Origin of the sequence: Streptomyces sp. NPDC047974 (assembly GCF_040653375.1) — a bacterium.
Lineage (GTDB): Bacteria > Actinomycetota > Actinomycetes > Streptomycetales > Streptomycetaceae > Streptomyces.
Map to the genome: position 1 here is coordinate 83,957 of NZ_JBEZNU010000024.1, position 22,598 is coordinate 106,554.

The 22,598-nt window shown below is 68.0% G+C and carries 28 protein-coding genes; 12 read left to right on the forward strand and 16 right to left on the reverse strand.

Translation table 11 applies throughout. The features are described 5' to 3' along the window. The 4 genes from AB0E19_RS28780 to AB0E19_RS28795 all read right to left on the reverse strand — a co-directional run bounded on the left by AB0E19_RS28780 (position 1) and on the right by AB0E19_RS28795 (position 1,738). Positions 1 to 525: a hypothetical protein gene (locus AB0E19_RS28780; RefSeq protein ID WP_362185106.1), complete on the reverse strand. Its 525-nt coding sequence runs from the start codon at positions 523 to 525 to the stop codon at positions 1 to 3. Then, complete coding sequence (locus AB0E19_RS28785) at positions 518 to 811, reverse strand: hypothetical protein (protein ID WP_362185107.1); 294 nt, start codon at positions 809 to 811, stop codon at positions 518 to 520. The genes AB0E19_RS28780 and AB0E19_RS28785 overlap by 8 nt, the downstream gene beginning before the upstream one ends. A gap of 121 nt (positions 812 to 932) precedes the next feature. Beyond that, entirely contained in the window at positions 933 to 1,385 is a 453-nt protein-coding gene (locus AB0E19_RS28790) for a hypothetical protein (RefSeq protein WP_362185108.1), read from the reverse strand. Continuing rightward, entirely contained in the window at positions 1,382 to 1,738 is a 357-nt protein-coding gene (locus AB0E19_RS28795) for a hypothetical protein (protein ID WP_362185109.1), read from the reverse strand. The genes AB0E19_RS28790 and AB0E19_RS28795 overlap by 4 nt, the downstream gene beginning before the upstream one ends. Before the next feature lie 105 nt (positions 1,739 to 1,843). Between AB0E19_RS28795 and AB0E19_RS28800 the strand changes: the two genes are divergently transcribed. From AB0E19_RS28800 to AB0E19_RS28810, 3 genes are all read left to right on the forward strand, one after another. Then, positions 1,844 to 2,287, forward strand: coding sequence for a hypothetical protein (locus AB0E19_RS28800; RefSeq protein ID WP_362185110.1), 444 nt, complete (start codon positions 1,844 to 1,846; stop codon positions 2,285 to 2,287). Between the two features lie 80 nt (positions 2,288 to 2,367). Continuing rightward, positions 2,368 to 3,087: a hypothetical protein gene (locus AB0E19_RS28805; RefSeq protein WP_362185111.1), complete on the forward strand. Its 720-nt coding sequence runs from the start codon at positions 2,368 to 2,370 to the stop codon at positions 3,085 to 3,087. 110 nt (positions 3,088 to 3,197) lie between these two features. Then, positions 3,198 to 3,581, forward strand: coding sequence for a hypothetical protein (locus AB0E19_RS28810; protein ID WP_362185112.1), 384 nt, complete (start codon positions 3,198 to 3,200; stop codon positions 3,579 to 3,581). Positions 3,582 to 3,935: 354 nt separating this feature from the next. Here the strand turns inward: AB0E19_RS28810 and AB0E19_RS28815 are convergent, their stop codons facing one another. From AB0E19_RS28815 to AB0E19_RS28830, 4 genes are all read right to left on the reverse strand, one after another. Further along, positions 3,936 to 4,121, reverse strand: a complete 186-nt coding sequence (locus AB0E19_RS28815; RefSeq protein WP_362185113.1) for a hypothetical protein — start codon at positions 4,119 to 4,121, stop codon at positions 3,936 to 3,938. A 48-nt stretch (positions 4,122 to 4,169) separates the two neighbouring features. Continuing rightward, positions 4,170 to 4,991 (reverse strand): recombinase family protein, encoded by an 822-nt coding sequence (locus tag AB0E19_RS28820; protein WP_362185114.1) that lies wholly within the window; start codon positions 4,989 to 4,991, stop codon positions 4,170 to 4,172. 388 nt (positions 4,992 to 5,379) lie between these two features. After that, the gene (locus AB0E19_RS28825) at positions 5,380 to 10,134 is read right to left on the reverse strand and encodes a hypothetical protein (protein ID WP_362185115.1); all 4,755 of its coding nucleotides are present in this window, start codon (positions 10,132 to 10,134) and stop codon (positions 5,380 to 5,382) included. Positions 10,135 to 10,777: 643 nt separating this feature from the next. Further along, positions 10,778 to 11,248: a hypothetical protein gene (locus tag AB0E19_RS28830; protein WP_362185116.1), complete on the reverse strand. Its 471-nt coding sequence runs from the start codon at positions 11,246 to 11,248 to the stop codon at positions 10,778 to 10,780. 326 nt (positions 11,249 to 11,574) lie between these two features. Here AB0E19_RS28830 and AB0E19_RS28835 point away from each other — a divergent pair, with 326 nt between their 5' ends. Both AB0E19_RS28835 and AB0E19_RS28840 read left to right on the forward strand, forming a co-directional pair. Further along, positions 11,575 to 11,958, forward strand: a complete 384-nt coding sequence (locus AB0E19_RS28835) for a hypothetical protein (RefSeq protein ID WP_362185117.1) — start codon at positions 11,575 to 11,577, stop codon at positions 11,956 to 11,958. 151 nt (positions 11,959 to 12,109) lie between these two features. Then, positions 12,110 to 12,343 carry a hypothetical protein gene (locus AB0E19_RS28840; protein WP_362185118.1) on the forward strand — a complete coding sequence of 78 codons (234 nt, stop codon included), beginning with the start codon at positions 12,110 to 12,112 and terminating at the stop codon, positions 12,341 to 12,343. On the opposite strand, the gene AB0E19_RS28845 is transcribed toward AB0E19_RS28840, so the two are convergent. The 3 genes from AB0E19_RS28845 to AB0E19_RS28855 are packed head-to-tail and all read right to left on the reverse strand — an operon-like array spanning position 12,340 to position 12,853. Then, entirely contained in the window at positions 12,340 to 12,549 is a 210-nt protein-coding gene (locus AB0E19_RS28845) for a hypothetical protein (RefSeq protein WP_362185119.1), read from the reverse strand. The two genes, AB0E19_RS28840 and AB0E19_RS28845, sit on opposite strands and share 4 nt — an antisense overlap. Further along, the gene (locus AB0E19_RS28850) at positions 12,546 to 12,698 is read right to left on the reverse strand and encodes a hypothetical protein (protein WP_362185120.1); all 153 of its coding nucleotides are present in this window, start codon (positions 12,696 to 12,698) and stop codon (positions 12,546 to 12,548) included. The genes AB0E19_RS28845 and AB0E19_RS28850 overlap by 4 nt, the downstream gene beginning before the upstream one ends. Next, positions 12,695 to 12,853, reverse strand: coding sequence for a hypothetical protein (locus tag AB0E19_RS28855; protein WP_362185121.1), 159 nt, complete (start codon positions 12,851 to 12,853; stop codon positions 12,695 to 12,697). The genes AB0E19_RS28850 and AB0E19_RS28855 overlap by 4 nt, the downstream gene beginning before the upstream one ends. Before the next feature lie 611 nt (positions 12,854 to 13,464). Here AB0E19_RS28855 and AB0E19_RS28860 point away from each other — a divergent pair. Together AB0E19_RS28860 and AB0E19_RS28865 are read left to right on the forward strand one after the other, a co-directional pair. Further along, complete coding sequence (locus AB0E19_RS28860) at positions 13,465 to 13,722, forward strand: hypothetical protein (protein WP_362185122.1); 258 nt, start codon at positions 13,465 to 13,467, stop codon at positions 13,720 to 13,722. A gap of 64 nt (positions 13,723 to 13,786) precedes the next feature. Further along, entirely contained in the window at positions 13,787 to 14,176 is a 390-nt protein-coding gene (locus AB0E19_RS28865) for a hypothetical protein (protein WP_362185123.1), read from the forward strand. Between the two features lie 2 nt (positions 14,177 to 14,178). On the opposite strand, the gene AB0E19_RS28870 is transcribed toward AB0E19_RS28865, so the two are convergent. Beyond that, positions 14,179 to 14,985 (reverse strand): hypothetical protein, encoded by an 807-nt coding sequence (locus AB0E19_RS28870; RefSeq protein WP_362185124.1) that lies wholly within the window; start codon positions 14,983 to 14,985, stop codon positions 14,179 to 14,181. Between the two features lie 249 nt (positions 14,986 to 15,234). On the opposite strand from AB0E19_RS28870, the gene AB0E19_RS28875 reads away from it, so the two are divergent. Then, on the forward strand, positions 15,235 to 15,636 hold the full coding sequence (locus AB0E19_RS28875; protein ID WP_362185125.1) for a hypothetical protein: 402 nt from the start codon (positions 15,235 to 15,237) through the stop codon (positions 15,634 to 15,636). A gap of 261 nt (positions 15,637 to 15,897) precedes the next feature. Here AB0E19_RS28875 and AB0E19_RS28880 read toward each other — a convergent pair whose 3' ends face one another. From AB0E19_RS28880 to AB0E19_RS28890, 3 genes are all read right to left on the reverse strand, one after another. Continuing rightward, positions 15,898 to 16,968, reverse strand: a complete 1,071-nt coding sequence (locus AB0E19_RS28880; RefSeq protein ID WP_362185126.1) for an AAA family ATPase — start codon at positions 16,966 to 16,968, stop codon at positions 15,898 to 15,900. Further along, positions 16,968 to 17,654, reverse strand: coding sequence for an ATP-binding protein (locus tag AB0E19_RS28885; RefSeq protein WP_362185127.1), 687 nt, complete (start codon positions 17,652 to 17,654; stop codon positions 16,968 to 16,970). The genes AB0E19_RS28880 and AB0E19_RS28885 overlap by 1 nt, the downstream gene beginning before the upstream one ends. 101 nt (positions 17,655 to 17,755) lie before the next feature. Continuing rightward, the gene (locus AB0E19_RS28890; RefSeq protein ID WP_362185128.1) at positions 17,756 to 18,040 is read right to left on the reverse strand and encodes a helix-turn-helix transcriptional regulator; all 285 of its coding nucleotides are present in this window, start codon (positions 18,038 to 18,040) and stop codon (positions 17,756 to 17,758) included. Between the two features lie 241 nt (positions 18,041 to 18,281). On the opposite strand from AB0E19_RS28890, the gene AB0E19_RS28895 reads away from it, so the two are divergent. From AB0E19_RS28895 to AB0E19_RS28910, 4 genes are all read left to right on the forward strand, one after another. After that, positions 18,282 to 18,599 (forward strand): helix-turn-helix domain-containing protein, encoded by a 318-nt coding sequence (locus AB0E19_RS28895; protein WP_362185129.1) that lies wholly within the window; start codon positions 18,282 to 18,284, stop codon positions 18,597 to 18,599. A gap of 51 nt (positions 18,600 to 18,650) precedes the next feature. Beyond that, complete coding sequence (locus AB0E19_RS28900; RefSeq protein WP_362185130.1) at positions 18,651 to 19,982, forward strand: tyrosine-type recombinase/integrase; 1,332 nt, start codon at positions 18,651 to 18,653, stop codon at positions 19,980 to 19,982. A 265-nt stretch (positions 19,983 to 20,247) separates the two neighbouring features. After that, complete coding sequence (locus tag AB0E19_RS28905; RefSeq protein WP_362185131.1) at positions 20,248 to 20,451, forward strand: hypothetical protein; 204 nt, start codon at positions 20,248 to 20,250, stop codon at positions 20,449 to 20,451. 106 nt (positions 20,452 to 20,557) lie between these two features. Continuing rightward, the gene (locus tag AB0E19_RS28910; protein WP_362185132.1) at positions 20,558 to 21,355 is read left to right on the forward strand and encodes a helix-turn-helix transcriptional regulator; all 798 of its coding nucleotides are present in this window, start codon (positions 20,558 to 20,560) and stop codon (positions 21,353 to 21,355) included. A gap of 22 nt (positions 21,356 to 21,377) precedes the next feature. Here the strand turns inward: AB0E19_RS28910 and AB0E19_RS28915 are convergent, their stop codons facing one another. Continuing rightward, positions 21,378 to 22,364 carry a helix-turn-helix transcriptional regulator gene (locus tag AB0E19_RS28915; RefSeq protein ID WP_362185133.1) on the reverse strand — a complete coding sequence of 329 codons (987 nt, stop codon included), beginning with the start codon at positions 22,362 to 22,364 and terminating at the stop codon, positions 21,378 to 21,380. Positions 22,365 to 22,598: the final 234 nt, after the last annotated feature.

A 22,598-nucleotide genomic window follows, 5' to 3' on the forward strand; every position in this document is an offset into this window, starting at 1 on the left:
CTACTCCAGCCACCACGGCGCCCAGCAGCATTCGACCTCCGGCAGCTCCGGCTCCGCGATCGTCTTCGGCATCGGCCGCCTGTTCCAAGGTTCCGTGAGCCCGCGTTCCTGGCGCTGCTTTACGGTCAGGCGGTTCGCGGGGTGGTTGATCACGCTCATAGGCGTGTTCCGGCTGAACGGCGCCGGGCCCGCCCAGTCCGGCCGCTCCTCGTCCTCCTGCGTCTCGCGGCTTCGGAGCCGGTCCAGGACGCTCTCTTTCTTCAGCTCGTACGCGGCCTTCCCTCGACGGGTCGTCCACGCCTCGTAGGGGGCCTCGTCCATCCAGTACACGGGACTGTCCGTCGATGGATCGAGGACCGGCACAGGGCTGATCATCCACGCGGGCGGCTCCGGGCTGTACGGGGCCGTGGGGGACTCCGGAGGCGGCTCGGCCAGAATCGCCTCCGCGTACTCCCGCCGCGCGGACTTCCCGAGCACCGGCACATGCCGCAGCGCTCGCCGGGCCGCCTTACGCCGCCTACCCACGTCCGCCCTCCTTCCGCACGATCTGAACGAGCATGTAGTCGTCCCGGCGCCGTCGTGGTGGTGGTGGCGGGGCTTCCGGTCGGGTGAAGTCGACGAACCGCTTCTCGGGGCGCTCCTCGACCTGGCGCATCAACGCGTACTCGCGCCGCGCCTCAGGGGTAGTCGTGTCAATGACCAGCTCGATGTCGAATCGACGCCGGCGAAGGGAGTCGGGGAGAACCATCACGTCTCCTTGAACAGCACTGGCGTGGCTCGACGTCCACACCAGCATGGTGGGCAGCAACATCAGAGTGGTCCGCGGCGGGCTGTCGGGGGGTGGGGAACGAGGGGGTAGCTCAGCGCTCTCAACTCCCCAAGGACGACCGGTCCCATAGGAGCCCGCCCCGCGCACCCCGCCAGCGGGGTCTTCACGCGTCTCGCACGTTCAGCTCGGCGGCCACGTCATGCCACGGCCCGGCCGGAATGAGGATCGCCCGCCAGGGCCGGTTGCGGCCGTCTCGCAGGAGCCGCAGCGGCGTCCACGACGTCAGCGTCTCCACGTCCCGGCTGAGCGAGCTCGACGGCAGGGCAACCCCGTTCAGCTCGCGTCCGCTGGGGAGGTAGAGGTCGACGACTGCGGCCCGGAGCCATCGGCTTCCGTTGTGGCCACGATCGAACCGGTCGAACCGAAGGAGCGCGTTGCCCTGCACGACCTTCCACCACAGGGTTCCCGACGCCCAGAAGCACCCGTCCGGGGCCTCGGCGTACACCTTGACGCCCGGCATGACGCGGGCCGCCGGCCCGGCGCTCGGCGGAGGGACGAACGCGTCGTGCACGTAGCGGTAGGCCGTCGCCCATTGCGGCGGCGGTGCGGTGGTCACCAGACGTCCGAGTACGCCGAGGAGGGACGCTCGGCCGCCCACGCCGACGCTCGATCGGGGTTCTGCTCGACGGCGGCGAGGGCTCCGCGGGTGCAGCGCCAGCCGGTGTTGAGGTACCGCTGGACGGCGTACTCGTGGCTGGCGGCGCGAACGTGGTCGAGGTTGAGGTAGCTCATGCCCGCGCTGGCGGCCCGGTTGCGCTCGTTCTTCGCACGCCGCACCTCCACCCACGAAGCCGTGCTCCCGCCCAACACGGGGTAGTTCGGCCGCAGACTCTCCGACGCCGCCTGCGCCTCGGCCGCCTGCTGCCGCTCCGCGTAAGCGCGGCTCGCGTTAATCCAGAAGTCGCTCATCACGTTCTCCTTTCCGATTCCCCCTTTGGCGTTGTCCATCCTGACCTGGGAATACCATGCAGCGATAATCGCGCCGGAGAATGGGGGAAATCGAAGGAGGATTCCATGGAATACCGCCAGACTCGCGCCCGCGTTCCGCTCGATGACGCAAAGCGCCGGGCACAGAAGTCGGTCAACAGGGACACCGCACTACAGGAGAACCCGATCACCGCGGAACTCCGCGACATGACGGAGGACGGGTACAGGCCCGGCGCTTTCACGAGCGAACCATCGCTCCACCCGGACATCGCCCGCCCCGACGGCTGGCGTCCCGCAGGCTCCTTCTCCATCAGCGCCATCAACGACGACACCCCGGGGAAGAAGACGAACGCCTGGACTCGGCGAATGGTCGTGGACGACTGGTCCGATCACGACTCGATGGGCTCTTACGCGGACCCCACACACGCCTCGCGCTTCTACCGCAGCGGCCAGCCCAAGCTGGGCGGGGCCGTGGTCCACGAGTTCGGCGAAGGCGTCGAGGCCGGATACGAGGAGCCCCGCGGACGGTGAGCAGCACGAAGCCCTCCCTACGTACGACGGGGGTGCGGGGAGGGCTTCCAGTCGGGCTGCTGACTGCTACGTTCGGGCTCATGTCTGCCAAGAAGCACACCTGCGCCCTGTGCTCGGCGCCGGTGCGGAAGGCCACCGGCGAACACGCTGTACCCCAGCAGCTCCTCCAGCACCTGAACTTCGCCAATGACGTCATGCTGGGCGAGAACGCGTACAACATGTACGCCATGACGCGTCAGGGGTCCACGGAAAAGGAAGTCAAGAAGCTGGAAAACCGGCAGAGCGCCATCCGGCTCCCGTGCTGCGTTCCCTGTAATCAGTGGCTGAACGAGACGTTCGAGAAGCCCGCCGCTGAGCACCTTCCGAAGCTGCTTGAGGGGCGGGAGATCTTCACTTCAACTCAGGAAGAACTCGCGCCGCTGTCTCGCTGGATCGTCAAGACGGTCTTGATGAGCAACCATCCGCAGGTCCACTACACAGGGATGACGCACAGGGCGAAGGTCGGCATTCCGTACCCTGCCGCGGTCCCGGGACTCCTGAACCAGTTGAGGCTGGCCGGCGATGCACCTCATTCCCTTTCACTCTGGGCGGTATTCGCCACTGCGGCCGACCACGCTTCACTCAGCCCCGAACGGGGAGCAACGCTCTCCATGGGCATCAACACCATAAGGCCCGACGGTGTTCTTAGGCTCATCGTGACGGATTCCAAGGGGATGACCTTGGCACGCGTAGATGGCACGGAGCCAGCGTTTCGCAAGCTGTGGCCGGTTCACGGGAGCGGTTGCGCTTCCTGCTCCTGACGACATCCGCAGGGGCTCCACTGCACCCAGCGAGCGAGGCTTTGGCCAAGACTCCTTCCGTCATCCGCCCTCCCTCTACGATGCGCCCAGCCGACATGGAGGGGACCAGGATGAGCGCTACTCAGAACACGATGTCTGGGGACGACTGGATCGGAGAGAGCCGTCACTCGTTCTGCGTCAGGTTCGCCCTGGACTTGCAGCGCAGGCACGTCGAGGCCCTTGCCGCAGGCGACCCGGTCGAGGCCGATAAATGCGAGAGCATGGGACGATACTGGCTCCAGGACACTCTGAACTGGCGGACTGGGGAGCCCAAGCACATCGTCTCCGACGAGGAGGCCGCGCGACTGCGTGCCGAAGAGGATGAGCGCAAGGAGGCTGAGGAAGCGGCCAAGCACCTGGCGGAAGTCCGTAAGCGCCTCGAACCCCGCGCCAACGCCAGCGCCTTCCGACCGTACTCCGGCGGCTTGCCCACGCTGGGCCGCGGGCACCGCTGAGCGGGGGCTTCACACTGGCGTTCCCGGTCGAAATTTTCGCCGAAATCGGGGTGCCAATTAGCTTCCTACGACGAGTACCGCAGAGACAAGTGTGTCGTCGCTGACGCTGGCTCCGCTCCCGCGCTTGCTCCTGCTAGAGCCACTCCCTTGAATCTGCTGGAGCCACGCGCTTGTTCCTGCTAGAGCCAGGAGGGGCGGGCGGCGCTCGGCGTCGGAATTTCAGGCAGTGCCCTGGCAGTAAATAGCCCGACCTGCACGTTTCCCGGACCCGGGAAAGCTGGCGCCGACAGCAGGAAGCCCCCGCCGGAGTAATTCCGCGGGGGTTCTGCACATCATTTCCGCACGCGCGGGGATTTAGATCGGCCGGGCGCTGAACGGTACGAGCTCGCTGGCCCGCATGATGGGCGCGGTGACGTGCTGGCCGCAGGCGACGTACGGCTCGACGTCGCGTTCCGGCGTGACCTCCCACACGACCGCGCTCTTGCAGGGGTCACCGGACAGGGTGGGGATGGTGCAGATATCGGTGTTCAAGTCGGTCATGTTTTCCCCTCGAAAATGTCGCGCCTGGTGGAGTATAGGTAACGGAGGTCAGGTGACCTTGCCGAGGACGCGCTGAGCCCTGGTGCGCTTGGCCGCTTCCTTTTTCTGCTGGCGAATGCGGGTGTTGGTCTCGTTGGTGCGCTGGCGGTATTCGTCATCGAGAAGCCGGGCGACGGTGGCCTTGTGCCATGTGGTGCCGCCTCTCTTCGTCTTGAACCCCTCTTCTTCGAGTTTCTGGCCGATGGCGGCGTAGGAGAGCCCCTCGGTGCGGAGCTCCTTCGCGCGAGCACGGCCGGCCTGCTCGGTGTCGAGCTCGCCGAGCTCGTTGTCCTTGGTGGCTTCCCAGCCGTACTGAGGGGCTCCGTAGGCGTATCCGCCCTTCTCGCCCTTGGTCTTGCGGCCGTCGCGGAGCCGCTTGACGATGAGGCCGCGTTCGAGCTGGGCGGCGGCGCCCATGACCTGGCGGACGAAGGTGCGCATGGGGTCGCTGGGGTCGTCCTGCTCGATCTCGCCGCGGTCGGCGGTGAAGGCGCGTCCGCCGTGGGCCCAGATGACGCTCAGGGTGGCTTCCTGAACGGTGAGTTCGCGGGCGATGCGGTCCATGTTGGGGAAGAGGATGCCGTCGATGTCGCCCGCAGCGAGTTCGATAAGAAGTTTCGTCAGTTCGGGGCGCTCGTCCTCCGTGCCGGAGACGGCCTTGTCCTCGACGATGTGGGACTCGGGGAGTCGCACGCCGTTGACGCGGGCCCAACGCTTGACGTCCTTTCGCTGGGCGGGAAGTCCGTAGCCGTCGACCTGGCCGGCGGTGCTGACGCGCAGGCACGCCTTCAACCTCAGCCGCGAGAGCGGCGTCAAGGTGACCTCGGTCACTCGAATACCTCCATTCGGATCAAGATCACGGTAGCATCTATGAGCATAAGTGTTACCTCCCTGTTCAGAGAGTGGACGCACTTTTTGTCTTTTTCATCCGGTTCGCGAATCGGGGTCTTGGAACTCGACCTCGACCACGGGCACCAGGAGACCGGCTCGACCCTCGACCGCCGGCGCCGACGACATGAACCTCGAATTCGAATCCGCGGGCAGTGCCGTTGCGGAGCCGTCCTCGCCTTCCCCGTCCAGGAAGTTGCCGCGCCGTCCGCGGCCGGCCACGCGAAAACGAGACGCGAGTGGGGGCGCCGTCCCTGCGCGCCGCCAGACGCAGGGAGCGCCCTTCGGGTTCGGCGGGGAGAGTGCGGGGCCCGTCGCACTCTCCTCCGCGTCACCCCTGAGCGGCTGGGTACCTCAGCCGCCGTCGGGTCGGTCGCACTGCCCGGCTACCGCGTGGGCCGGATCGAGTTGAGCGACTCCGCCCAGGCCGCCGCCCAGAACACTCCCCAGCTCGCCGCGACCGTCCAGGACGCCGCCCTCCTGCGCCCGGCCGGGACCGGCACCGGCTCCCATTCGACGTCTTCGACGAGCTCCTCGCGTACGGCCCGCGTCGTCCCTGCCCGGGGGCCAGAGGCACCGTCACGGGAACACCCATCGCCCCGCGCGCCATGCGCTCCAGGACGGCGCTCTCCGCCTGCTCCATCTCGGCGAGCTGCCGTTCCGCCTCGCGTACGACCCGCATGGCCTCGGCCACGACCAGGGCCCCCGCCTCGCCAAGCACCGCGTCCAGCTCAGCGGACCACCGTTCGAAGTCGGCCCGCTCCCGCGCGATCTCCCTGCGCAGTTCGGCGATCGGGTCGACGACCGGCGGCGCGATCACGTAATCGTCATCGTCGTAGTGCGCGGGTCGCTTCGGCGCGGCCGGGGCGATCAGGTAGTCGTCATCGGCGTAGAAGTCGGGCTTCACATACGGCTTCGGCTCGGTGCCCTCCACCCACAGCAGTCGGGGGCTGACGTAGTCGGTGCCGTTGGGGGCGTCGTCCCACACGACCCGTACGCCGTCGAAGGTGCTGTAGCGCGTCACTCCGGCCCTGCCGTTCAGCGTCACCCGCTGTCCCGGTTCCCAGTACGCGCGGTCGTGGTCGGGCTGCGGTGCCTGGTAGGGGGTGGCGAAGGTGCGGGCGGGGGGCTGGTACGGCGTGGCGATCGGCGTGCGCTGCCCGGCCGTCAGTTCGGCGCGGACGGGCGCGGCCTCCAGGACCGGCGAGGGCTCACCCGCAGCGATCCGCCACGCTGCCCGCCGCTGCTCCCGAGTGAGCGGCCCCTGATACTGCGGCTGCTCCTCCTCGACGTCCGGGAACGCAGGGTCGGCGGTGGCCTCGATCGGGGTCCAGTCGGGTCCGACGTGCTTCTCCAGGAGCGCGGCCATGAATCCCGGCTCGCCGGGCTTGGGTGCTGCGGCCGGCGTGGGCTGGGGGTGCTTTTTCCGTCCGTGGGCGCGCATCGCCAGGACCGCTTCGGCGTCGTAGTCGACGGACGTGAACACCCTGCCCTTGCACGTCGCGTGCAGGCAGCGCACGGAGATCGTCCACCCGTTGTTGCCCTTGGGGCTCTCCCCGTGGAAACGGTGCTTGTCGCCGAGGTCGTTGCTCTTCGTACGGAACCGGCCCTCGGCGATCTGCCAGTCGTACGCCATGCGCTCGAAGTGGTGGCCGTAGCCGTCATCGCTGGCACCCGCGTAGGTGACGTTCTCGCCCTCGGTGAGCTTGGCGCCCGGGGTGGCCGCCGCCTTCTCCGCCCGCTCCTTCGCCTGCGCCTTGCGCCATGCCACCTCATCCCGCCCGCACGGCCACGCGTGCCGACAGGGCTCGGGGAAGGAGCCGCATCCCGGGCGCGGGTCGCGCTCGTTCTCGTACGACCACTCCTCAGCGGACTCCGTGTCGGCGGGCTCGTTTTCCTGCTCCTGGACCTCGACGGACTCGCCGGCCGGAACGTCCAGGTTTTCTCCCGCGTCCGCGCCGTGCGCCTGCGGGTACTGCTCGGCGAGGTAGGCCATAAGACGCGGCACCCACTCGATGCCCAGCGCCGCGCCCAGGAGGGCCGCTGCGACGACCGGGGCCACCACGTCGCCGATCTGCTGGCAGACGCTCGTACGAGAACCCTGGACCGGGTAGTCGTGCGGCATCGTGATGAGGGAGAGGATCTGCCGGATCGTGAACCGGCCGCCCTTCTCGGCGACGTCCACGGAACGGATGCGGGACGTGAAGGCGGTGTACGGCTTGGCATCGCTGACCACGACGACGTTGCCCCCGCCGCTGCGCTTGCCCACGCCCCGCGTGAAGACCTCCGTGCCCTCCGGCAGACCTGTCGCACTCGCCGCGCCCGTGCGCAGCCCCGGAGCCTCCATGCTCACGCCGGAGTCGCCGTCGCGCCGCGCCACCAGGAGTGCCCGCACACGCTGGGTGGGGCTGCCGTAGTCGGCGGCGTCCGCAACGGCCCATTCCGCCATGCCCCAGCCGGAGAGCTGGAAGTCCGCAGCGATCTCGCCGCGCAGCTCCTTAGGGAGCTTGGACGACTGCTCGACGGCCACCCACTCCAGCGGAGCCCCGGCAGCCTGCAACCCGAGGGACCACACGGCCACTTCGAGCATCAGGTGACCCGTCGCCCCGCTGTACTCGCCCATCTCCGCGCGGACGTGCGCCCACGACTCCCCGTTGGGAGCCTTGTGGCTGATCTCCTTGCCGAACTCCGGGGACTCGCCCATGTCCCCGAACGGCATGAACCCGGCCACGCGCCGCGCGAGGTCGAAGCCCTCTTCGAGGATCTCGATGTTCTCGGGCAGCAGACCGGCCCGCTTGCCGCTGTCGGTGTAGTCCGTGCACGGCGGGGTCACGATCACCCCGCGCACCTCACGGAACACCGGGTCGGCGGGGTCCAGGCTGGTCACGTCCGCCTGAATCGCGAGGAACCCGGCGGCCTTGAGCGTCTTCACACAGTCGGCGTCGTTGTCCACGTTGATGATCTCGACGTCGCGGCCGAGCTCCTGGCGCAGCACGTCCCGCAGCCCCACGACCGCGCCGCCCGGCCCGGAGAACAAGTTCAACACCAACATGGGCGCGTCGTTCCCGCGCGGCTCCAGGAACTGGGCGAGCTCGGGGAACCGCTTCACCGCCTCACTCTCGGCCGCCCCCAGCACCGGCGACGTCTCGTCCGTCTCCGGCGTCCAGCACTCACACGCCCCCTCGCACTCGTCGCACTCCTCCGGCTCCGGCTGCTCCTCGACGACCGGCTGACCCTCACCCCGGGCCACCGCGTCCGCGAGGATCGCGCGCTTCACGGCGGGCAGATTCGGGAACATGTCCCCGCCCGTCCGGCAGACGCCCTTCTTGTCCTCGCCCTCGAAGATCAGGTGCGCCCCGTCCGCGTGCTCGTGGAGAGCCGAGAAGGACCCCGCGAGCTTGCGCACCACGTAGCGGTGGCCGTGCAGCTCAGCCACACACGGGAAGCTCTTCTTGTCGCTGAACTCGATGTCGCCGACCTTCGGCTCCGCCGCCTTGCGCTTCGGTGCCAGGCCACGCCGACCCATCGTCTCCCCGCCCTTGCTCGTCGTCTTGCGCTTCCCCTTGGCCTCTAGCCGCTCCGCCGCCGTCACCGGCTCGGGCCCGGTCCCGCCGACCCATGCGGCGTACTCCACGCACGCGGTCTGCTCCATGTCCGGGCTGAGCCCGTCGGTGTACGCGCCGGGGATGATCCCGGCGAACGAGGAGTGGAAGCCGCCCAGGCAGACGGCCGCTTCGTGCTGGCCGATGCGTACGCGGGCCTTCGGCTTCTTGCCCCGCCCCCACTGCCACCCCGGCTCGCAGGAGTCACATCGAACCTGCGTCTCCTCGTGCAGCCCGAGCAACACCGCCGCGCGCGCGACCTGAGCGAACGCCCCGCAGTGGATCACCGTGTTGAGCGCGTGATCACGGGTGACGTCGCACGCGTGATCCGGTCCCCACCCGGCGTGGTAGACCTCGACGACGCGCCCGCGCTCGGTCCGCATCCGGTACTCCTGGCCCCACTGAATGACCCGCTCATATCCCGGCTCAAGCTCCGTGATCTGCTGCTCCGGCGAGAAAGGCAACGGGCCAACCAATGCCGCGTGCCGCTCCCACGGGGTCGACGGCTCCGGGGTCTCTGCGATCTCCTCGGCAACCGGCACGTCTTCCCCCATGGCGATCTGATCGGCGCACTCATGGCGCACGGCGTTTTCGGTCTGGCCGGAAATCTGCTTACGGCCCCGGGCAACGGCGTCCGCGTCGACTACCGGGCCACCGTTGTTGGCGAGCACTGCGGACACGGTGTCGCGCACACAGGTGCACTCGAATTCGCCGCAGTAGTCACAGGCGTACTCGTGGATGACCTCTCCGGACCACGCCTTGAGAACGTCTGCGGGGGTCTTGATCTGCTTCGGCGCGGTGCGCGGCTTGAGCTGGATCTGACCCTTGCCGAACGGCTTCCACTCGGGCTTGCCCTTGTCGCGCTTGGCCACGTGCTTAGCCATGGCGGTACGCGTCTTCTCGTGCTTGGCCCGAATCTCCGGCGACGTACAGTCATCCGGAATACGGAAAAGGGAGAACGACAAACCGCCGTCTTCCGACGTGAACGCTTCCCGCACGTCGTCCGACTCGAAAGGCGTGCGGCGCGGCTCGTGCCCGGACGTCTGCTCTTCCTTGCGCTCCGGCAGACCGTTCCACTGCGCCGCAGTCTTCACCGGCTCCGGGGTCGGCTCCGACTCCGGCGCGGTTTCGACCTTGACCGGGGCAGGCTCGGGAACGGCAACCGGCTCCGGGGCGGGACGGCCCTCCAGTGCGGCGCGTCCGGCCTCGGTCACCCGGACCACACTGGCGCGGAACGGGCGCGAGAGGATGCCCTCTCGAATGAGCTTGTCCACGCTGTCCCTACGGACTGCACCGCGCCGCTCACCCTTGATTCCGGTGATACGGACGTTCACCTCACGCGAATATGCGCGGACCAAATCCGACTCGGTTCCGGGCGTGTACGACTCATAGTCCACGCGGAGCAGTCCCCAGGCAGCGCGCTGCACAATGGCACGCTGTGCAGGTGTCAGGGCATACGGGGGCCTTGTGTCCGTGGATTTCATGGGCGAGTTTCCTCCGAGAGTGGCTCACTGGCGGTCGGCCGGGGGTCGAATTCCGGCGCTTGAACTCCCCCAGAATATCGGGAAGCCAGGGAGAATAACACAGGGAAAGGAAAATTCCGGGGTGACTAATATCGCCATCCGGAATTCGAGATTTTCGCGAGAAAAATTGCAATACGATGCGCGTCCTGGATGCCTGCGTTTTTGCGGCATCCCTGCCTATATCACGATATCCAGCCCACCCCCACTCTTTAGCCGCACGCTGGGGCAAACGGGGGCCTGGCCTGTCGCACGCGGCACGGGTATTCACGCACGGGCAGTATCAGAATAGCCGGAGACAGTGGCCGCCGGCCCGGGACTCCAGGAAATAGCCGAGGCAGTCTCAGAAAATGAGCGGGGGTCGAATACCCGCTCCTCATGCGGTACGCTCGGACTCGTTCCTCCCTCACTGGCGGAACACTCGGCGCTCTCCCAGGGTCGAACCGGCTTGCCGGACTGGGGAGCGCCTTTCTCATGCTCCAGCGCGGGGCCGGCGGTGAGCTGGTGGTGTTCTTCTACGGGGTAGAAGTGACCAGACCTTCGGTCCCCCGCAAAAACGGCGCCGGGCATGACGGAGCCCCGCCCACCAAGGCGAGCGGGGCCGGTCCTACGCCTTGGTGCCGTTGCCGACGGGGCGGGTGCGGTGGTGGCGGGCGAACGCTTGAAGCAGCCTGCTCTCGTGATACCAGGCACCACGGCCAGGTTCCGGCGACTCGGCATAGAGGCAGACCCCGCCACGAGCGAGGACCCATTCATAGGCAGGATGGGCCGGGTAGCGCGCGTGGGTAGCCGCATTGCGGTCGTCCATGCAAGCGTCGATGTTCCGCCAGTGCGTCATGAGCCTTCCACGGAGCCCGCGTTGAGACTCGGCCTTGCCCACGTACGCCAGTGCGGACTCTCCGACGGGGTAAGCGATGGCGGGGCCGGCCACCAGAAAGACGTAGACCCCCTGCGTGACAGGGAGGTGGTCAGGGCGACCCGCAAGCAGGTCGTAGGCGTGGGACAACGGTGGCCATCCCAGCGGGGCGAGAACGGTCTCGTTGAGCATGATGACGGTCTCGTCGTGGACGTCGTTCATCCCGCCAACGCTACGGCCCGGCACTGACAACGCCTGTCGGCCGCGGGCCGCCCCGTCCCGTACCCCGGCGAGACCGGCTCCGGGACGGGCTTTCGAGACATGGTCGGCTCCTGGGCCGCCGACGCCTACTGACCCGGCATCACTTACGATCCCCCTCGGCGCGGCACGAGGAAGAGGGGACGCCTGTGGAGGCGTGGGTCATGAAGTACGTGAAGTTCATGGCGAAGCACCGTGTGGTGCACAAGGAGGCATCGGAGCCCTAGCTCGGGCACCAGCCGCAAGGTGCCCTAGCTACCCGTGTCTTCGACCACCGAAAGGCCCATCCCATGCGTGCCCGCGCCGCCTGCGCCGCCGTCGCCCTCCTCGCGCTCGCCCTCACCGCCTGCACCGACAAGACCCCGCCCCCGGTGGACACCGGAGGGGTCAAGGTCGGACGCCTCACCGGCGAAGAGAAGCTGTACATCGCCGCCCTGGTCAAGGCCGCCGTGGACAACGGCATCACCGAAGAACTGACCGCCCTGGAATCGCTCTCCGAGACCGAGTTGCAGTCCGAGATAAACCTGCTCCGCAACCGGTGCAGCTTCCTCGTGACCGACACCTCGGAGGAAGAGATCCAGGACCAGATCGACACCTTGGAGGCCCCGGAGGAGAACGTCCGGAACTGGATCAGGGTGAAGAACACCGCGATCGACGCCTACATCTGCCCGTAGCGCCGCCACGGTCGCCGGGTGCGATGCGGTTGTGCGGGGTGGCCCGGAGACGCAGTGCTGGCCGTCCTGCGGTTCGCTCCCTCGGCGGTTGCCATCGCGACGAACTGAACGGCGCGCCCGCACTGTCGGTGGCGTAGGCCATTCTGGGGACATGAGCCGTCATGAGCGCGCCCGTTGCCCCCAGTGCGGCAAGGAAGCCGCCGTATCGCCGATCACGCGTCATCTGGCCCGGCACGACGCGCCGGGCGGCCAGGACCGCCGTCACGGCCTCCCGCCCGTCTCCTGCGCCGCGTCGGGCCGATTCATCCCGCAGGGGTCGGATCTGCTGCTGCCGCTGTGGGTTGAACCGGCGCCGACCGAGAAGAACGAGCTGCTGCTGTTCTAGGCGCCGTCCAGTTCATCGATCAGCTTGAGGAAGGCGTCTCCGGCTGCCCTGTTCGGCGCGTGGAGGGCGAGCTGGCGGGCGCCCTCCATGTCGACGCAGACCCGCATCTCTCCGTCGATCTCGATCAGCTTGGTCGTGATGCCCAGGCGCGTGCACAGCGCCTTCGCGTCTGCTTCGGTCATGTCGTCGTCCGGCTCGCAGCTCACGTTCTTCTCCTCGGGTTGTCGTACATGCGGCCGGCGTCCTCGATCCGGCAGCGCAGGCAGCGGCAGGTGATCGCGTGGGGGCGGGTTTCGGGACCGGCGCCGGGGACGCGTCGCACCGCGTTGGGGGTCCGCCGGGCGCGGCGGGTCATGGCGTGGCCTTCGTCCACTCCGTCGCCATGAGCCACTCCCAGGTCCGGCTCGGGTCCTCGGCACGGGCGCGGGCGAGGCGGATGATCGCTTCCCCGGCGATGGCTGAGGTCTCGACGAGTACCGACGCGATGCAGTGGGGGTCACCGCTGCCCACGATGGCGCGCCCGATGGCTTGGTAGGCAGGCGTAGGCGGGATGTTGGGGAAGCTAACCGTGAGGACGTCCTCCATCTCGACGCGGAACCAGGGCGCGGGCCTGGCCAGCCGGCCCTGGTTCCGCGTCGAGCAGTGCCAGCTCAGAGGCCACCAGGGTGTGTAGGGCAGTGTTGTCGGTCATGCGCTTCTCCTGGTTCGGGGATCTCGGTGGTTGTTGACGCGGACCGTGAGGCCGCGTTCGCAGGCCCAGCAGCCGCACCGGATGCAGTGGTAGGTCTCCCAGATGTCCGGCGCCGCCGGGGTGCGTGAGGGCGTTCTGGACGACGACGGCGGGGCATGGCTCCTCCTTGCTGCGGGGAACTGAGGCGCGGCCCGTGATCACAAACGTACGAAACGGAAAAATCGCCGCATAGCGGCTATCCGTGGGAACCTCCGGCGGCCCAACCGGCGGAGCGCTACGGCGATACGAGGGAACGTTCACCCGCCGTCAGAGCGAATAAAAATACTGGAAATCAGTCCGAGTGACGGCCGTTCGGGCAGTGGCCGGCGGAGAACCGGCACCGGGCGCGCTCGTTGTGCCCGAGGTGATGCAGCGGTACACGGTCGCGGCCGTGCGTGAGATACATCCCGGGCCCGGCTACGCGGTGCTGTACGAGGCGTACGGCCTCGATCCGGCCCCCGGGGGCTACGGGCTGCTCCTGATGCGGGAGAAGGGCGGCGAGGGCCGCAGGACGCTGGTGTCACCGGACGTGGAGCTGTGCCGGATGGTGGCGGACGCGATCCGGCCGGGCTTCCTGCCGGGCGAGGTGATCGAGCTGGCGACCGGAGGCTTCACGGCGGTGCCGGGGTGGGTCGTGCACGCGGGCTGAGTGCGCGCCCGGGTCACCCGGTTGGGCCTCGCCGTTGGCCTCGGCGCCGGGGACCCTGGAGATCATGGAGATCACGGAACAGACTTTCTGCCCCTTGTTCGAGATTCCCCGGGACGGGGGAACGCGTCTCGCGCTCCTGGTCCCCGAGTTCGAGATCCTGCCGGTCCTGGTGGTGTCTTTCCGTCCGGGCCAGGAGTTGCCGGAATCGTCGGTCACGATGACGCCGGGCGGGGACCTCCACGACGTCATGCTCCTCGGCACGCCGTGTGCGGGGACGATCTACCTGCGGGACGATGCCATGCGTCAGCAGGTGCTCGCCGACCGCGTCGTCTATTTCGGCTTCACCACCGACGCCCTGCCGCCGACGCTGGCGACGGTCCGCGAGCACACGGAGTGGTTCGACAGCCGGCCCGAGCGGCTGTTGTCGCGCGTGCCGGTCGTCGTCGCGCGGTAGTCCTACTGCCACCCCGCAGAGGTCATGAGCTGGACGGAGAGGCCGACGGCCGCCCGTACGGGCACCATGCGCTGGGTGAAGTGAGTGTAGGTGATGTTGATGCTGCTGATGTAGCCGAAGTAGCTCATGCGGCTCATGTTCGGCAGGGATCTGAACGTGGTCGACCGCGGGTTCATGAAGTGAATCCAGACGGGGTGCATCTGCATGACGCCGATGGCGGCCCTGGAGTCGGAGGCGGCGGTGGACGTGGACAGCGTCTCGCGGATCTTCGCCACGATGTCGCCGAGGAACGTGCCGTCGCTGCTCTCCGCACCCCACGGCCCGACGGGGAGGTTCATCCCGACCATGTTGTACAGGACGTGGATGTCGTGGAGGACGCCGAGATCGCCGACGAACGTGCCCTGCTGCGTGGCGTCGCTCGTCTCGTAGGAGCGGTCGAAGAGCAGGCTGAACGTGAGCTGACCCCCGCCCGCGACGAGCGGCGTTCCCGTATCGAGGTCGGACCGCGTATACGACGGCATCGGAGCGTTCGCCATGTCCAGGGAGTGCGACACGTTGATCACGGACGGGTTGTAGTGGAAGAGCAGCGAGTAGGGGCCCTTGTCGTCGTACGGCTTGCCCTGCGACGACCGCGCGTTCGTGATGTACCCCCGGTAGAGGGACTGCTCGGCGAACCCGTCCTGCTGAATGAACGGAATGGACGAGAACCTGCGGTCGACTACCTGATTGACGGTGACGTCGCGCCACCGCTCCGCGACCTGGCCGGCGGAGCCGCGAGCGTTGCCTTCTTTGCTGGTCGGTGTGGTCATCTGCTACGCCCTCGGTCTCGTCGATGCGGGTGTGACACGGGCACACACTGAGTTGACGTCCGAGTGAGACCTGAGGGTGATCCGATGAGGTGTCCGGCCTCAGCGTAGGCCGGGGCGAAATTGGCCTGCTAGCTGCGGAAGAAAGTCGGCCAGCTCGCGCATTATCGGATCTTTTGTGCGATGCGGTATGGGTCTTCAAAGATGATCAGGCGCCGGGACCTCGTCTCGGCCAGACGCAAGGACTATGGCGTGAGCACTGTGACTCAGGAGCCGACCCCTGCGGCGTACGAGGAACTCCTTCTCTCCGGGGGTGATGCCGAATATCCCGCCCTCCAGATGGACGACCAGGGACGGACGTTGATCCCCCGCGTTCCCACCTGGCGCCCCGGCGTCCACCTCAACGAGTACGTGGCGATTTGGCCGATGTGCATGACGCCTCGCACGCGATCTCATCGCCACGGCCGTCTCGTCGCCCACATCCGCATCGTCGTCGGCGGGAAGGTGATCGACCTCGGCCTTCGTCGCATCGAGCTGGTGCATTGGATCATCGCGTTGGCCGGTTCCATCGGCCGCGGTTGGGTCGTTGGGCAAGTCGCACCCATGAAGGGGCACGGCGCCCAGCTCACAGGAATTCCGCGCCGGCGGGAGTGATCGATCCGGTCGAAAGCGTCTGGCGAGTCCAACCTCCGCGACATCTGCGGTTGATCCCGACTCGTCGGAAGACCGCTTCGCACAGCATCACCCGGCTCACGACGCAGGTGGGGGTAAGTCTGTTTCGCCGATCAGGTTCTCCTCGCTTCTCCTGTCGCTCGCTGTTTGTCCGGCTGTAGCGACACCCCTAAAGAGGGGGTGTTGTCGCGTTACATGTGCCCCAGATGTAACTTCCAAGCGAAAGTGACAGAAAGTTACACGTTACAAACCCGCTTCCTCTGGACCCACGGAGGGCTCGGAGGTGGCCATCACCCAAGGGCTCTCTCGAACTACCAGACCCGCTTTGACCAGCACGTTCACGGCACTATTGATGTTCTGGCGGGCCTTCCCGAAGGTCTGCGCGAGCTCAGCGATCCTGCGCTTTCCGTCCTCCCGCAGTGTCACGTAGATGTCACGTTGGAGGCTCGTCAGACCGAGCGTCTCCCACGTCTGCGGAGCATCCCCAGAGTTACATCCAGAGTTACAGTTGGCCATCGCCCCGCGGGTTACGACGAGACTCCGGCCCGCCTTATCCAGCGGCAGCTTCATCGGCTCCCCTTGCTCGGCGTCCTTCTGCTTCGTGACCTCCAGCTTCACAGGGCCCTTCCCGCTGCGAGTGACCTTGATCAAGGTGTCGGCAGCGCCGTCGATCGCGGAGAAGCCCCGCGGGTTCCTCCCGGCACGGTCGCCGTGGTGGAGCGTCAGGACGCAGGCGCCGCCGGCTGCCGTACGGATCAGATCCAGCGCCGCGATCAACTTCGTCATCGGCACCGAAAGGTTCTCGTCGTGCCCGACCATGCAGCGCGACTGCGTGTCCACCACCACCAGCGCCGGCCGCACCTCGGCCACGAGCATCAGGAACGCAGCAACCTGGGCATCGTTGAGGAACTGGAGCGGGTGGTGGAAGAACAACACGTCCTCCATGGGACGGTCGTGATACTCCTCCCACGCCTCGATCCGGTCCGGATACCCCCCTCCGCCCTCGGCCACGACGTAGATCACCGGCCCCTGCTTCACCGGGCGCCCCTGCCACTCCAGCCCCGCGCCAACGTGCGCGGAGATGTCCTGCGCGAGGAACGACTTTCCTTGCCCAGGAGGGCCCCAGAACCACGCGAGCGAGTCCGTCGCAAGCAGCCCCTCGACCAGCGCCTGCGACCTCGGAATCCTTCGCATCTGCGTCGCGTCAAACAGCAGCGACCGGAACGTTTCGACGAGCGGCGCGCCTCCACCCGCCTCCTCCCGGCTGGCATAGGCCGCCGCCCCCTCAGCCGATGCCCGCTCTCGGCTCGCCATCACCGCCCCCGCAAGGACGGGCCGCCGATGTACACGATGTCGGCGAATGCCTGGTACAGGAAGTCCGCGACGCCCTCGCCGTAGCGCCCCTTCCACTCGTCCGGCTCCAAGTTGGACGTGATGATCGTCGGCTTACCTGCGAGATACCGGCCGCGGATGACGTCCTCAATGACGCCGGCCGCGAATTCGGACGCCTTGCCCCGGCCCACATCGTCCAGGAGCAGCAGGTCCGTCTCGCGCACTCCCTTGACGATGTCGTGCGCCCGCTCGATGTCGGACACGTCTTCGAGACCGTCGGGGCGGATGTACGACTGCTGCGGACGGTTGGCTTCGAGCAGATCCACGAAGCGAACGAACATCACCTTCGTCCGGCCGTTGAACCAGCTCGACAGCAACACCGCCGCCGCGAGGGTGGTCTTCCCGGTGCCGTACGGCCCGGACAGCAGCAACCCCTGTCCGTACCCCTCCCGGTCGACGGGAACGTAGTCCTTGAGCGCCTGTCGCTCCGGAAGGCCCCGCCACCACGACGCGGCCCGCTCATATGCCTCACGGGTGTGGTCCGTCGGGGTGTACGACTCCAAGTCGTCAGGCCAGTAGACCAACGGCAGCGACGCGGGCGGCTTCGCGCGGCGATGGGCCTCACGCTTCGCCCGAGATTCTTCGCGGGACAAGACGACATGCTCCATGGCGATATATCCTTTTTCGTGGAAGGGTTGATCGGGCTTTGGTGAGGCCGGTCGCTGGCGAGGGCCCTGCGGGAAGCGCGGGGCCTTTCGCATGTTCGGGATCACGCTGCGGTCGGCTCGACAGCGGCTTCCATGCAGACACAGGGGCGGATGTCGGCGAGGGCCTGGAGGACCGGGTCGTCCGGGTCGGGCGCGAAGAGGTCGGCGGCACCGACACCCAAGGCCAGGGCGAGGAGTCCGACGACGTGTGGCGGCGGGGTAGCGCGACCCGTCTCGTACGTGAAGATCGCGTTGCCGGTCTTGCCGATCCGCTTACCGAGCTCCGGCTGGGTCAGGCCGCGAACGATTCGCGCGGCAGTCAGGCGGGCTGGGGCGAAGGTGGGCATGGCTGTGCCTCCCGATTCACATGAGTGCGGATGAATTGAATAACAGTAGGCATAAGTGATTTTTAGAGTGTTAATGCTTCACACGCATGGGTGTATGACGCCGCCTCACGACACGTCCCGCTCACTCCGCCCTCGCGTACTCACTGATCGCATCAGCATGTGATGGGATGAACGCGAGGTCGAACAGTCCGGCACTGCCGGAAGCGTCGCCTGGCCGAGGTCATTGCCCTCATCGCCCGCAATGGGGCCAGAGCGGACGGAGTCCGCACGTGACGCAACACGCCTTTCAGACAGTCGGGTTGAATTCCCGACTGACGTACATGATGCTGCTCTCGGGCTGGAAGCGGTGACCGCTTCCCCGCCGCAGCGATCCGCGCGGCGTCCAAAGGCCACGGCCAAAGAGGTGTCCGCCTTCCTCCAGGTGCCCGTCACCACGCTGTACCAGTGGCGGCATCGCCAGGAGGGACCTCCGGCTGTCCGTGTCGGCCGACACCTCCGCTACGACTGGGACGACGTCGAAGCCTGGTGGGCCGCCCAAAAGGCCGAGCAGAACCCGTAACCCTCAGCCGGGCCCTCTCTCCCTCCCTTCGCGTCACGAGGAGAATTTGCGTTGCCTTACGACAACTGGCACTGGAGCCGACCGCCTCAGTCTGCTCTCGACTGCCCCCACACTGCCCCCGAGGATTGCCAGGAACGCCACCCCGAGGCGCTCGTCTGCCGCCAGCACAAGGGCAAGTTCCAGTCGAAGGCCCACGGCAAAGGCAAACGCTGGCAGGCCCGTTGGCGCGACCCGGAGGGCATCCAGCAGTCCGAGCTGTGCCGGACCGAGACCGAAGCCAAGGCTTACGAGAACAAGATGCGCGCGGAGGTTGACGCCAACACGTACATCAACCCGGCTGACGGCGAAGTCCGGGTCAGCGAATGGGTGCAGACCTGGATGTCGGGCCTGCGATTCGACAACCCGCGAACCCTCCAGCGCTACGAGCAGCGAATGCGGCTCCACGTGATCGGCACGCCACTGGGAAAGCTGAAACTCAAGGATGTGAGCGCGACCGCGATCCGGGACTGGCTGGCCGGCCGCCGGGAGTTGCTGGAGGATTCCACGCTGCGCCTCGTCTTCGCGAACCTCCAGTCCGCCTTCGACCTGGCCGTGGACGACGACCGCATCCGCAAGAATCCGTGCCTGGCTAGGTCGGTGCAGGCGGTGAGGCCGAAGCGGGGCAGTACGTCAGCGAAGGAGCTGACGATCAATTGGAACGAATCGGAGAAGGTGCGCGCGGAGCTGCCCGAGCGCTACAAGGCCCTCGTCGACTCGGGGAGGGGGCTTGGGATGCGCCAGGGTGAGTGCTTCGGCTTCGGCCCCGACGACATCGACTGGGAGCACGAGGACGGCCCCATGGTCCACATTCGGCGCCAGGTCGCCCACGACGGTCCCGTGCTGGTCTTCGACAACCCGAAGGGGGGCACCGAGGACGACCCGAAGGACCGGTGGGTCGAGCTCGGCGAGGACGTGGCCGAGGCCATCCTGGAGCACTCCGAGAAGTTCCCGCCGATCGAGGTCACCCTCCCCTGGCGCACGAGGGTTGGCGAGCCCGTGACGGCGAAGCTGTTCTTCTACGGCAGAGAGAAGAAGCCGATCCAGTCCAACTGGTTCAACAGCTATGTCTGGAAGCCAGCGCTGGCCGCCGTCGGGCTCATCAAGCCTCTCGACTCGGAGAGCCCCGGCCGGCGGTGGGAGAAGTCCCGCGACAAGATGATGCACGCGCTGAGGCACCTGTACGCGTCGATGATGCTGGACGGCGGGGTGGACATTTACACCCTCGCGGACCGCCTGGGACACGCCGATCCGGCGTTCACTTTGCGTAACTACGTCCACAGGGTCGCCGGGGCAGGCGACAAGGTCCGGCGGGCCGTCCGATCCATGTACGGCCGTGCCGCGTGAGACGCTCGCGGACGCGCTGTGCAGCATTTGTGCAAGATGATCTTGCGCGCGAGGCGAACCAGCAGGTCAGGCTGCATGTATAGGAGTTCAGGGACATCTGACGCGCGGACCCGGTTGGCAGGATCGTGCACGGCGCGGAGGCAGGAGCGTGCCAACCGGGGGTCTGTGGGGGGCGGGGGAACGCTGGGATGCTTCCGGAGGGGTCGGGGATCCCGTCCCGGCACTTCCGAGGAGTCGGCGCCCGCGCGCCGAGGAGGGAAGAACCATGATGCGTACCGTCATCGGCAGGGCCGCCCTGGGGATCGCGGCGGCGGTGCTGACCGTGTCCGCGACCGGGGGTGCGGTCGGCGCACTCGCGGGGAACGGTACGCCGGCCGGCGGTGGTGTCGTCCTGGCGGACGACCGCTGTCTCGGCGCCCCGGACGTCTGCGGGCCGGTCAACGGCTGGCAGGAGACGCCGGACGACTGATCCCGGGCCGCGCGCCCGGGGCGGGCCCGGTGGTCCGGGGGGCGAGCGCCGCGCCCGGACCACCGCCTCTCCATACTCGTCACCGACCGACTGTGGAGCGCCACCGATGCACCCCATGCAGTTCCTGGGAGTCACCCCCGCGGAGGAGGAGACGTACCGCCATCTGTTGCGGCATCCCGGCAGCAGTGCCGAGGACGTCGTCGCCGCGCCGTGGCACCCGCACGGGACCGGCGCGGCCGTCGTGCGGCGGCTCAAGGACCTCGGGGCCGTCGTCGAGGACGACGGCGTGCTGTGGCCGGAGAAGCCGGAGCTGGTGGTGGGGCGGCTGGCGGAGAAGCTGCTGACCGAGTTGCACACCATCACCCGGGGGCTCGCCCAGGTCTATCCGATGGTGCGTTCCCTGCAGGACGAGGCCGCCGCCGGGGGACGGGGCGAAGAGGTCGACCCGCCGGCGGCGGACGGCAGGACGGTGGAGCGGATCACCGATCCCGCCGCGGTGCGCGCCCGGGTGGAGGAGCTCGCCCTGGGCGCCCGCTCCGAGGTCCTCGCGGGCGGGCTCTGCGAGGAGACCGAGCTCGGGACCCCGTGGGTGACGGTGCCGCTGTGCCTGGGGATGCTGGAGCGCGGGGTCGACGTGCGGCTCCTGGTGTGGCGGTCCGCGCTCGCCGCCCCGGCGGTCGTGGCGCAGCTGCGCCGGCTGGCCGAGGCGGGCGCGCGGGTGCGGGTGCTGCCCTCCTCCGAGGGCCCGATGGTGGTGTACGACGGCCGGACCGTGCTGGTTCCGGTGGTGCCCTCGGACATCGGCAGGGGCGCGTTCGTGACGGGGGAACCCGGCATGGTGGGCATGGTCGTCAACCACTTCGAGCGGCTGTGGGCGGACGCCCGGGAGTTCGGGGACGGTTGACGGCCTGGGCGGCCGACCGTCGTCAGACCCAGCCTCGTTCGCGGGCCAGGAGTGCCGCGTGGGCGCGGTTCTCCGCGCCCAGGATCCGCATCAGCTCCGATATGTGGCGGCGGTAGGTGCGCAGTGCGGCGCCCACCTGGCGGGCGCCGGTCTCGTCCTTGGCGACCGTGCACATCGCCCGGAGCACCTGCACCTGAAGGTCGGTCAGCCGGGGCTCGTCCGGGGCGCCGTCCCCCTGTCCGGCCGCGCCGGCGAACTCGGCGGCGCCCGCCCACAGCCGCTCGAAGTTGTTGACGACGGCGGTGACGATCCCCTCCTCGCTGGAGCAGAGGGCCCCTCGGGAGGTGACCTTGGGGTCGACCGGGACCAGCGCGGTGTGGCGGTCGTAGACGATCATCAGCTCGCTCAGGTCGTCGAGGACCCGGATCCGGGCCCCGGCATCGGTCAGCTCCTGGAGGTAGGCCCGCGTGGTGTCGTCCGCCACGGCGGAGGCGCGGACCAGGCTGCGCAGGACGACGCCGCGGCGCAGGCAGCGCAGGTCCAGCTCGCGGGAGCGCTCGATGTTCTCCGGGGTGAGCGCGTCGTAGGGCTCGGAGGACATGACTTCCGTACGAGCGAAGAACGCCAGTTCGTCCAGGCGTTCGCGGATGGCCGGCAGCCCCATCAGCCTTTCCACCGGGGCCTGTTCGGAGTGCGTACCGCGGTCGTGCGCCTCGCGCCTCAGCGCGTCCACGAGCGGGTTCAGGTCGGAGAGCGTGCGGATGGTGCTGTAGAACTCGTCCAGGCGCTGCTGGGCCAGCCTGTTGACCACCAGCTCCGGTTTGTGCGGCCACGCCCTGCCGTCGTCCTCGCGGATGACCTGCAGCTCCCGCAGGCGGTGCACCGCCGCCGCCGAGACGAGCGGGTCCTGCCGTAACAGGACGTGCACGTCGTCGAGTTCGACCCCCGGATTGCGCAACAGGTGCCGGTAGATCTCCTCTTCCGCCGCACTGAGACCAAGGACCGCCATGTGGTACACGATCAAGAGGCACTCCGCGGGAGAAGGCAGGGGGAGGGTCTGGCCAACGCGTGCTTGTCCGGATTGTAGAAGGTGCGTGCTCGAAGGGTAAAGGTTTCCCCATGGGCCACCAGGGGCCACCGCGCGAGATCCGCAGGAAAAGGCCGAACGGGCCGGATGCTGCACCGGGTTGGCCGGATGCGGCCAACGGGCCTGGTTCCTCCCCGCCTGAGGCACTGCCATATT